This window comes from Actinophytocola xanthii, from assembly GCF_001921205.1.
Classification (GTDB): Bacteria; Actinomycetota; Actinomycetes; order Mycobacteriales; family Pseudonocardiaceae; genus Actinophytocola; species Actinophytocola xanthii.
This window is the reverse complement of the sequence record NZ_MSIE01000065.1, coordinates 49,523-57,987: the sequence shown is the minus strand read 5'-3', so window position 1 is coordinate 57,987 and position 8,465 is coordinate 49,523. Positions and strand designations below refer to the sequence as shown.

Below are 8,465 nucleotides of genomic sequence, written 5' to 3'. Positions count from 1 at the left end.
GCCGCCCGGATTACCTACCCAACGTTGCTTGATGCGGCACTAGCCCGAGCACGAGCCGTGCCGTCGCCGCGGGTGCTACCCCCGCACGGGACGAACCCCCGGTACGCCAAGCACGGATGCCGGTGTGGGTTGTGCCGGTCAGCTCATACGCGCTATGAGCGTCAACGCCGGGATCGGCGACGCTCGCTGCCCTGCCCATGACATCTGAAAACGCGGGCACATCCGCCGCCGTCGATCCGCGGCCACAGCACAAGTACGCGAAGACACCGACGCGTCCCTGACTCGCCGCCCAGGCGGCGCTAGAGAGCCAACCGCACCCGGTCTGCCCACCTCACCCTCTACTGCTGATCGCGGCGCGCCTGGCGTGCGCGGGCACTGCGGAGTGCGAGCGCGGCGAAGTGGGCCTTACGGGCGTGTTGGGCCCGCTGGGCACGTTCGTGGGCGGGTAGCGTGCCGTCCGGATCCACCTGCCGCTCGAAACGATCCTGTGCTGCCTTACGTGCGGCCGCGGTCCGCGCGGTCCGGTCCGGGCAGTTCGCCCACGAGGTATGCGCGGCGAGCCGAGCCCGCAGGCTTCGCTGAGCCGGTGTCAACTTCTCCCCCATGACACCAGTCGACACGAGCGGTGTCACCCGGTCCTCGTGCAGGCGGTCCCCGGCCTGGCGCTCACGTCCCAGCGAGCCAGGAACCGCCCCCACATGTCGGACAAGGGTCACACGCGGTTGCCGAGCCCGAGCCGACGGTGAGTGGCCTCCGCCCGCACCGCGGCCGCACTCTCCCCGTAGACCCGAAGCATCTCGCGGGACTCCCAACCCATGATCGCCATCAGGTCATCAGCGTCGCCACCGTTGAGGCGCCATTCGTGCGCGAGGGTGTGGCGGAAGCGGTGCGCGTGTAGACGCCCTATCCCCGCCGCCTCACCGCGGCGCCGCAACATCGTCTTGACCCCGTCCGACCCCAGGCGTTTGCGGCCACGCTCAGCCAGGAACAACGCCGGCAGACCAGCGCCAGGGTGCTTGGCGCGCACCCGCAGGTACCGCGTGATCGCCTGCCCGGTCTTCTCCCCGAACGGAATCGCCCGCTCCTTGTCGCCCTTGCCCCGCACTTTCAGTAGGTCCCGCCGCAGATTCACATCGTCCACGTCGACCATCGTCGTCTCGGTCAGCCGACCGCCGGTGTCCAGCAACAGGCGGATGACCGCGGTATCCCGCCGATCCAGGAACGACTTCCCCGAACAGGTCGCCAGCACCGCTGCGATCTCCTCATCACCCAACACCGGCACCAGCTTCTTCGTCTTCGTCGGCTGCGACATCCGCCGCATCGGATGCCGGGTGATCTCCTCCTCGTCCTCGAGATAGCCGAAGAACTGCTGCAACGCCTTGTACTTGTTCAACGCCGTGGACGCCGAGCGAGTCTCAATCATCCACGCGATGAACCACTCCACATGCGACCTCTGCACGTCGGTCGGGTCCTCGGCCGCGTCGGACATGTCCTCCGCGACCTCCACACCGGAAGCCGCCACGAACCGCGCGACCTCACCGCTGCCCAAGAACTCCGCACACTGCGTCACCGCAAGCTCATAGTTGTACCGGGTCGTCAACGGCTTGCCCGCCGCCCGCAACGCCCGATCCCACTCCTGGACATACCCCCGCCACACCGGCTGCACCGGACGCGGTAAACCCTCTTCAGTCAAATCCCCCGTCATGGGACCATCCTCCAGTCAAGGTGTCACCGAACGCTGTGCTCACCTGGACGAACGACCCCAAGATCAACAAAAGCGGGTTCCCACAGCCTCTGAGCTGCGAGAACCCGCTTCGCCGTCGGGCTGACAGGATTTGAACCTGCGACCCCTTGACCCCCAGGCACTCAAGAGGGTTAGCCAACCAGGGCATCTACCTCTGCTGACCTGCACATACCGGTGCGTTGACGTTCGTGGACGTCCGTCATGGTCAGCACCGATTGTCACTCAGTTAGTCCGGCAGTCCCGCAAGGCCCTAGCCGGTTCGCCCCCCGCGCGAGCGGGATCCGCTCCCCACTCTCTCCCCCTTCCCCCCCTCGGAAGTCGGTTACATCGGTAACATCGGTAACATGCCTGGTCAGAGGGGGTGCGGACCGGTTACCGCCCAAGTAACTGCGGTAACAGGATCACCGCGCACCCCCCCCCGGCTGTTTCAGCCTTCCGACACACCACGAGAGGCTGAAACAGCCGGGGGGGTGTAACCGCAGTAACCGGGCACGTCACCGATGGACACCACGCCTGACCTGCGGTGTTACCGACGTAACCGCAGTAACCGACTTCTGAGGGGAAGGCCAGGGGTGTTACCGCAGTAACTGAGCCGGTAACCGCTCCATACCTACCCTGACCTGCGGTGTTACCGGTGTTACCGATGTAACCGACTTCTGAGAGGCCAAGGGCTTGCCCTGTCAGCGTGAGCCTCTAGGTGGAGCCTTAGTCTCCAGTTGAGGCTTCTGGCAAGACGGCACGTCGCCAAACTGCTTGCGGTACACGATCACGGCCGGCTTGCCACACGCGCACATCTCCCCAGCACGAGGGTCACGGGTCCTCCCCTGTGGCGCGTTCATGCAGTTCAGAGTAATACCTCTTAAGACCTTATGGGACCTATCACATTGTTTCCGCAGGTCGCAGCGTGTCTACATTGCACCTCATGTCCTGGCCATCCCGCGCTGACCGCATCAAGCACGACGCTGCGGTGCTCGTGTGGCGGCAGGTCGCCGACGACCTCACGGCCGATATCCGCTCCGGCGAGCTACCGCCAGGCTCACGGCTGCCGTCCGAACTGGACCTGGCCGAGATCTACGGCGTCGCGCGAGTCACCATCAGGCGAGCGGTGGCGGAACTGCGCAAAGACGGCCTTGTTGTCGTGGTGCATGGACGCGGCACGTTCGTACGCGACCGCTGAAAGCGGGAGGGGTCGCAGGGTCACGCTTCGACTGTCGTGACCAGATGGTCAGCCAAGGTATCGTCAGCTTTCGCTGGCACTTCAAACAATGCGCCAGACCACCTGTCGGCCACATCTACCGTGCGAACATACTGCGCACCAATTGACCGGTAGTAATCCTGCAATTGAGCATTTGTTCGCCAAGCATCCCATCGCACGATATACAGGTCAGACTTCGCGGCGCGATCCTGTGTCCATCGAATCATGAGCGCACCAAGCCCTTCGCCTTGACGCTCGATTTTTGATGCCATCTTACCCACGTAGATAGCGCGCTCCCGCAGCTCATCGGGTGTCCAGAAATCAGAGTCGCCTTCCGTCCCTAGGGTAATGGTCGCTATAGCTTCGCCGTTGTCTTCGAGTAGCCATGTCTCGCCACGTTCAATGTTGTTGGTGAGTCGATTTCTGAACGTGCCGCCAGTGCTCCACTGGTCACTCCCCCTGGCGCGAAGCCAATGGATGCGCGCGTCAAGCAGCGCCATGACCGTGTCAAGGTCAGCGCGCTTGGCCAGGCGCATAACGTACGGCTTCGCCATACGTATCACTTCCCCATGTTCTTTTGGCGCTCGAATAGCACTACGTGCTTCGAACCGATCAGCACGTTCAATGTGTGCCGCACCGGTCGGTCATCGGCAGTGAATCCAGTCACCCGATGAACCAGAACAGGGGCCGCTATTGGCAGTTCCAAGCGCGTCACCTCATCAGGAAGAGACATCCTAGACTCGATTTCATCAATAGCGCGCACCTGTTCATAACCAAGATCTGTCAGCGCCTGATTCGTGCCGCGAGCAACGTCGGCAGGGTTCACAATCTCGGAACCTTGAACCAGTTCAAGCGGGTAGAACGAATCGTTCAGGTTGAACGGCTCACCGTCCAAGAACCGCACACGCCGACGCGCCACCACCAAGTCATCGTCGCCAAGCTCCAGTCGCGTCGCCACTCGGACGGGAGCCTTGATGATCTCCACTGTGATCTTCTGGGACGGCTCACGACCCAGGGTCGTTTGCTCCTCCATCCATCGGTCCATCTCTGGGCTTGTCGGATGGGGTCGCCACTCCGCTTGTGGTCGGTAGTACATCAGCTCATGCCCGCGCACGAAGTACCCACGCGGCCGTGACGGTCGGATCAGACCTTCGTTTACCAGGACCGTTAGCCCCTGCCGGACGGTGGCACGCGCCGCGTCGAACCGCTCTGACAGCTCCTTCTCGGTCGGGAGTTGCGCGCCGGGCGGCAGCTCCCCTGCGTTGATCATTTGCCTGAGCCAGTCCGCCACTTGCTGGTACACGGGCTTGGACGACTCGGTCATACGTGGTGCCATGCGGGCCAGTTTGCCCTGTTCAAAGGCCATTGTCTAGTCAATCCATACGAAGGGCTTGACACATGCGGGTCTGATCCGCATGCTGTTCATTGTCTAGTCAATACAGACAGTCCAGACGATGGAGGCGAGATGGAAGCGGACGAGATGTCCGACCTGGAGCTTCTGGCTTCAGCGCTTGAGGACGCGATGGACGCGTACCAGGCCGGCGTGATCGTCGGTCCCGCGCTGGACTCGGTGGCGTTCGAGCGTGCGGAGCGACGTGCCGTGGCGCGGTTACTGCGGACGGCTGTTGTGGGTGATGCAGCGTGATCATCAACCGCAGGACTGCTGTCCGTGCAGCGTCGCTGAGTGAGCTTCTGGGCATCGACGCCCAGGCCACCGCATGGATGCGGGACGGCCTGTGTGCGCAGACCGACCCTGACGCGTTCCACCCCGACGAGCACGGCTCCGTGGAGCCAGCCAAAGCGGTGTGCGCGGTGTGCCCAGTGCTCGCTGAGTGCCGTGCCTACGCCCTGGAGACCGGCCAACGGTTCGGCGTGTGGGGCGGCCTGAGCGCACGTGAGCGCCAGCAGATCCGCACCGGAACCATCACCAAATCCACCCGACCTGGCGCTCACTCCGCCAAGAACGCGCACCAGGTCGGGGCTCCCAACACCCAGCAGAGTGGAGAGAACCCCATGGTAGGCACCAAGGTATCCCTGGTCGCCAGCAGCATCGTGCTCGGCACGGCCGCGTACAACGTCGGTGTGCGGGTGGGTGGTCGCGATGCGTGAGATCACCCGGATGGGCACCAGCGTGGGGCGTGCCTTGGCCGCTGCGGCTCTGATTGTCGCCGTGCAGTGGCTGGTCATGACGATGGTCACCGACTGGCGTTGGCAGTTGGGCTTCCTGGCGGTACCGGCGTTGTTCGCGGGTGCGTCGGTGGCGCGGCTGCTGGCTGACCACGACGTCGTGTCGATGCGCCGGGGTGGTGGCCGCCGATGACCACGACCACCGTTCCGCAGGACGCAAGGCACCAGCCACTGTCTCAAGCGGACAAGCTCACCCAGGACGCGGCGGAAGCGTCGCGTATCCGCAAGCTGTCCACCCACCCGGACGTGATCGCGCTCCGCGTGGAGAAGGTCCGTACCCAGGTTGACCGTCTGATGTGGACCGGTCTCCTGCTGGGTCTGGCGTTCACCATGGTCAACGTCCAGACCTTCGCTGCCGCTGGCGCGGCTATCTGGTCGCTGCCGTGGCTGGCCGCGTGGCTGCTGGACCCGATGGTGTCCCTGGTGCTGGTCGCCGTGCTCCGTGCGGAGCAGATCACTGCCCGGTACCAGGTCGAGATGCGGACCGAGACGCTGGGGCCGTGGGTGCGCCGGACGAAGCTGTTCGCGTTCCTGGCCACGTACGTGATGAACACCTGGCAGTCCTGGAGCCACCTACACGTCTCGGGGATCGTGCTGCACTCGGTGCCGCCCGTCATGGTGTACCTGGCTGCCGAGACCGGCCCGATCCTGCGGGACCGACTGACCGAAGCAGTGGTCCGTGCCGCCCGTCTCGTGCCCGGCGCGACGGACACCACCGTGAACACCCGGCCGTCTACTCAGGACAGCAACGCGGACACGCTCACGAACACCCCGTCCGCACCGGTCGCCGACCAGCGTGCGCCGCGTTCACGCAAGCCTGCCGCCCAGAAGGCGACCAAGCCGCGCCGTCCGTCGCGCTACGAGTACCTGGACCGGGTGCGTACCGCGCATCAGCCGGGGATCGTGGTGACCCCCGCGTGGGTGCGTGAGGTCGTGCCGGACATCTCGCGCGGCACGTCCAAGGTCGTCTCGGACCTGCTCAACGCCGAACTCGACACCCCACACATCACCACCGACACGACCGCTGTTGACCTGCCGGGGAGGGCTGCCTGATGACCACCACGATTGTGACCACACCTGAGCCCAGTGACGACGGCCGTGCGGACGTGACGGTCGGTGGGAAGGTGCTCGACTTCCGCAAGACCGACCCGGTGATCATCGACGCCGAGTCCGTGACCGCCTCCGACCATGCCGACACGGACACTGTGAACGACGCGGTGACCAGTGCCGTGAACGGTGACGAGACGGCCGTTCACGAACACCTGGCGGTGGACCCGCCGAACCTGTTCGTGAACACCTCACTCGACATCCGGATCCGGAACGCGGCGAACGGCAAGCGTCGCCCGGTGATCGCGCCGTGGCTGCGTTCACGAACCCAGTTCGTCCAGACCGCGAAGTGGGCCGCTGACCACGCGGCGCACGTGTCCGCCTACCACGCGGTGCGGCTGCCGCTGTACGCCGGCAAGCTCGCGCTCCGCTCCCCCATCGGCGCACTCAAGGCCCTGGGGCACGCGGGTTCGTGGGTGTTCGACCTGGAGTCGTCACCACTGCGCAAGCAAGCCGTACAGAAGGGTGACGGGGAGCTGTACCTGAAGCTCACGCGTGAACGCCACGTCGCCGGTCGGGTGTGGCTGGCCCTGTTCACCACGGTGGCACTGGTCGCGGGTGTGCTGGTGCTGTGGGGGTTCGGCCCGTGGTGGGCTCAGTGGCTCGCCGTGGCCGCCGTCGTCGGAGGACTCGGCTGGTTGGGCACCCCGTCCGACAAGCGCATCGCTGGCCGTGCGGTGGTGACCACCAAGGCACAGAAGCTCACCTCCGATGTGGTGGTGCGTGCCCTGGCGTCGCTGGGTATCGCGCAGATCAACCAAGCCGTGGCCAAGGGCGGCAGCGGCATCACTTTCCCCGCACCGATCGTGCGCGATGGTCCCGGCTGGCTCGCGACGGTGGACCTGCCGTATGGCGTGGTGGTCACCGACATCATGGAACGGCGAGACAAGCTCGCCTCCGGCCTGCGGCGCCCACTCGGCTGCGTGTGGCCGGAACCCGTCTCCGAGGAGCACGCCGGCCGACTGCGGTTGTGGGTCGGTGACCAGGACATGAGCCAGGCCAAGACCGGCGCGTGGTCGCTGGCCAAGACCGGACGGGCGGACATCTTCCAGCCGTTGCCGTTCGGGCAGGACCAGCGCGGACGTGCCGTGTCGTTCCTGCTCATGTTCGCCAACCTGCTCATCGGCGCGATGCCCCGGCAGGGCAAGACGTTCGCGCTGCGCATCGTCCTGCTGGCCGCCGCGCTGGACCCGACTGTCCAGTTGCGCATCTTCGAGCTGAAGGGCACCGGTGACCTGTCCGGGCCTGGCGAGAAGTGCGCGCACCACTACGGCACCGGTGCCGACGACGACACCCTGATGGCGTGCCTGGAGTCGCTGCGGCAGGTCAAGGCCGAGCTGGACTCACGCGCGAAGACCATCCGGGAGCTGCCGCGTGAGGTGTGCCCGGAGAACAAGGTCACGCCAGAGTTGGCGCGGCGTAAGGGGTTGGGCCTGCACCCGATCCTGTTCGCCATCGACGAATGCCAGGAACTGTTCTCCCACCCCGACCTGGGCAAAGAGGCAGAAGCCCTGTGCGTGCCCATCATCAAACGCGGCCCCGCACTCGGCATCATGCTCGTGCTGGCCACCCAGCGTCCCGACGCCAAGTCCCTGCCGCCAGCCGTGGCGGACAACATGTCGCTGCGGTTCTGCCTGCGGGTCATGGGGCAGGTCGCCAACGACATGGTGTTGGGCACCAGCGCGTACAAGAACGGCATCAGGGCAACCATGTTCGGGCACAAGGACAAAGGCATCGGTCTGCTGGTCGGCAACGCCGACGACGCGCAGATCACCCGCTCGTCCTACGTGGACGGACCGGACGCGGAGAAGATCTCCGACCGTGCCCGTGCGATGCGTGCCGCTGCCGGCACCCTGACCGGCCACGCTGCGGGTGAGGAGACGCTGACCGGGGCGGACAGTGGGCCGAACCTGCTGGCGGACGTGTGTGAGGTACTGCCGGCAGGGCAGGACAAGGTGTGGTCGGAGACCGTGGTGGACCGTCTCGCCGACCTCCGCCCGGACGTGTACGGGCCGTGGGCAGAGCAGGACGGCAAGACCAAGGCCACCCAGCTCGCTGCCGCGCTCAAGCCCTACGGCATCACCACCGGACAGGTCTGGGGCACCGGGCCGGACGGCAAGACCGGCAACCGGCGCGGCATCACCCGCACGGACGTCGTGGCCGCCTACCGCGCCACCACCACGCCCCGCGATATCGACGGAGCGTAATCGACAGGAGGGGCTAGCGGGTGGT

General features: G+C 65.6%; 9 protein-coding genes. 6 read left to right on the top strand and 3 right to left on the bottom strand.

Translation table 11 applies throughout. From position 1 onward, the window contains the following. Positions 1 to 712: 712 nt before the first annotated feature. Positions 713 to 1,705, bottom strand: a complete 993-nt coding sequence (locus tag BU204_RS29985) for a tyrosine-type recombinase/integrase (protein WP_075129139.1) — start codon at positions 1,703 to 1,705, stop codon at positions 713 to 715. 961 nt (positions 1,706 to 2,666) lie between these two features. Between BU204_RS29985 and BU204_RS29980 the strand changes: the two genes are divergently transcribed. Beyond that, a complete protein-coding gene (locus BU204_RS29980; protein ID WP_075129138.1) occupies positions 2,667 to 2,921 on the top strand; it encodes a GntR family transcriptional regulator in 255 nt (84 codons plus the stop codon). Between the two features lie 20 nt (positions 2,922 to 2,941). Here the strand turns inward: BU204_RS29980 and BU204_RS39515 are convergent, their stop codons facing one another. After that, positions 2,942 to 3,493, bottom strand: a complete 552-nt coding sequence (locus tag BU204_RS39515) for a GNAT family N-acetyltransferase (protein ID WP_143229853.1) — start codon at positions 3,491 to 3,493, stop codon at positions 2,942 to 2,944. Between the two features lie 5 nt (positions 3,494 to 3,498). After that, on the bottom strand, positions 3,499 to 4,305 hold the full coding sequence (locus BU204_RS29975; protein WP_198943040.1) for a GntR family transcriptional regulator: 807 nt from the start codon (positions 4,303 to 4,305) through the stop codon (positions 3,499 to 3,501). 99 nt (positions 4,306 to 4,404) lie between these two features. Here BU204_RS29975 and BU204_RS29970 point away from each other — a divergent pair, with 99 nt between their 5' ends. From BU204_RS29970 to BU204_RS29950, 5 genes are read left to right on the top strand one after another with little or no spacing between them, the layout of a single operon-like run. Then, on the top strand, positions 4,405 to 4,584 hold the full coding sequence (locus BU204_RS29970; protein WP_075129137.1) for a hypothetical protein: 180 nt from the start codon (positions 4,405 to 4,407) through the stop codon (positions 4,582 to 4,584). Then, positions 4,581 to 5,048 (top strand): WhiB family transcriptional regulator, encoded by a 468-nt coding sequence (locus BU204_RS42030; protein WP_075129136.1) that lies wholly within the window; start codon positions 4,581 to 4,583, stop codon positions 5,046 to 5,048. Before BU204_RS29970 ends, BU204_RS42030 begins: the two co-directional genes overlap by 4 nt. Further along, positions 5,041 to 5,259 (top strand): hypothetical protein, encoded by a 219-nt coding sequence (locus tag BU204_RS29960; RefSeq protein WP_143229852.1) that lies wholly within the window; start codon positions 5,041 to 5,043, stop codon positions 5,257 to 5,259. The genes BU204_RS42030 and BU204_RS29960 overlap by 8 nt, the downstream gene beginning before the upstream one ends. After that, the gene (locus tag BU204_RS29955) at positions 5,256 to 6,179 is read left to right on the top strand and encodes a hypothetical protein (protein WP_075129134.1); all 924 of its coding nucleotides are present in this window, start codon (positions 5,256 to 5,258) and stop codon (positions 6,177 to 6,179) included. Before BU204_RS29960 ends, BU204_RS29955 begins: the two co-directional genes overlap by 4 nt. Further along, positions 6,179 to 8,440, top strand: a complete 2,262-nt coding sequence (locus BU204_RS29950) for a DUF3631 domain-containing protein (protein ID WP_075129133.1) — start codon at positions 6,179 to 6,181, stop codon at positions 8,438 to 8,440. The genes BU204_RS29955 and BU204_RS29950 overlap by 1 nt, the downstream gene beginning before the upstream one ends. Positions 8,441 to 8,465: the final 25 nt, after the last annotated feature.

Coding starts and splice junctions, on each gene's coding strand:
- BU204_RS29970 (WP_075129137.1), top strand. CDS start 4,405: ATGGAAGCGGACGAGATGTCCGACCTGGAGCTTCTGGCTTCAGCGCTT.
- BU204_RS29960 (WP_143229852.1), top strand. CDS start 5,041: ATGCGTGAGATCACCCGGATGGGCACCAGCGTGGGGCGTGCCTTGGCC.
- BU204_RS29985 (WP_075129139.1), bottom strand. CDS start 1,705: ATGACGGGGGATTTGACTGAAGAGGGTTTACCGCGTCCGGTGCAGCCG.
- BU204_RS29980 (WP_075129138.1), top strand. CDS start 2,667: ATGTCCTGGCCATCCCGCGCTGACCGCATCAAGCACGACGCTGCGGTG.
- BU204_RS39515 (WP_143229853.1), bottom strand. CDS start 3,493: ATGGCGAAGCCGTACGTTATGCGCCTGGCCAAGCGCGCTGACCTTGAC.
- BU204_RS29955 (WP_075129134.1), top strand. CDS start 5,256: ATGACCACGACCACCGTTCCGCAGGACGCAAGGCACCAGCCACTGTCT.
- BU204_RS29975 (WP_198943040.1), bottom strand. CDS start 4,305: ATGGCCTTTGAACAGGGCAAACTGGCCCGCATGGCACCACGTATGACC.
- BU204_RS29950 (WP_075129133.1), top strand. CDS start 6,179: ATGACCACCACGATTGTGACCACACCTGAGCCCAGTGACGACGGCCGT.